The sequence below is a fragment of the Burkholderia sp. A9 genome, assembly GCF_000801975.1.
In genome coordinates this window covers 1-1,260 of sequence record NZ_JSZN01000048.1, presented here as the reverse complement: position 1 = coordinate 1,260, position 1,260 = coordinate 1, and the positions used below count along the sequence as shown (strand labels likewise).

Genomic DNA, 1,260 nt, shown 5'->3' with positions numbered 1-1,260 from the left:
ATACGGTGGGGGACCTAGTGGCCTTCAGGCTGAACGGCGAGGAAGTCCGTGCATGGATTTGGCTGTCTGTCTTCGAAAATGGTGATGAAGTCGAGGTTGTCGCGGAGCGGGCGGAGTCCGGATGGATTGGATACGCGATCAGGCGATGTAGTGATGGAATTTTGTCCGTTCACCCTCATTGCGAGCGTGGAAGTATGGCGGTTTTAAAATTCTTCCTGAAATGGTCCGTGCTTTTTTGGACTGGTTGTGGGTTGGTGGTCACACTACTCGTCGTAGTGTTAGCTATGTCTAATGGCATGCCGAATGGTTGGGGTGAAAGTGTGGGGGTGTTTGCGTTTGCATGGACGGTATGGGAGGTCACGGCTGTCTTGATTGCTTATAGAGTCAGCCGCAGATTTAAGAGGCAACTGCCAATGGCTAACAAGATATTTTCAACTTTTGGGTGGAAAAATCCGCCAAACGTAGATTTGCCGAAAGCATCGAAGAAGCTGCGGCAATCTGAAGATACCTGGCAGATGGGTAAGCTTATTTTCCGCTATGGCGAATCATGAACTCCTGTTGAGTGGGCGCTTGTCGCGACGAGAGGCAAAGATGGAACATAAGCAAGCCCCTATCCCTGTGCTATTACGTGGAACCATCACAGGACTGACGAAGCGCCGAGCCTCCTATGAGACCATCTTCAGGGACGCGGATAAGCAGGCAATGGAGCGAACCGCGATCGTGGCGGTGCTGGCTGGCTTGAACGACATTGCACTCAACCTCAGTACATCCACGCAGTTGACGGATACGGTGGGGGACCTAGTGACCTTCACGCTGAACGGGGAGGAAGTCCGCGCGTGGATTTGGCTGTCTGTCTTCGAGAACGGTGATGAGGTCGAGGTTGTCGCGGAGCGGGCGGAGACCGGATGGATTGGATACGCAATCAGGCGGTGTAGTGATGGAATTTTGTCCGTTCACCCTCATTGCGAACGAGGAAGTCGAGCGTTATTTAAATTCGTTTTGAAATTGTCGATGTTGTTTTGGAGCGGATGTGCGCTGACAATGACGTTGCTTGTAACGGCAATGGTGATGCACGATAGTTCGTTTGATCGGTGGAAATTGATGTTTGAGGTCTACCTGACGGGATGGTTGACGATTGAGGTCGTGGCTGTTTTTGTCGCTTATAGAGTTTTGGCGAGATTTAAGGGTCAATTGCCAATGGCTAATCGAATATTCGCGGCATTCGGATGGAAAGATCCTCCCAATGTTAGTTTGCCGAAG

2 protein-coding genes are annotated in these 1,260 nt (G+C 51.1%); both read left to right on the top strand.

The window, feature by feature from the left end; genetic code table 11:
• Positions 1-551, top strand: a 551-nt coding sequence (locus PI86_RS16685) for a putative type VI secretion system effector (protein WP_082012252.1), incomplete at its 5' end; no start/stop codon positions are given.
• Positions 552-591: 40 nt separating this feature from the next.
• A partial coding sequence (locus PI86_RS15160; protein WP_039324115.1) for a putative type VI secretion system effector occupies positions 592-1,260 on the top strand: 669 nt, incomplete at its 3' end.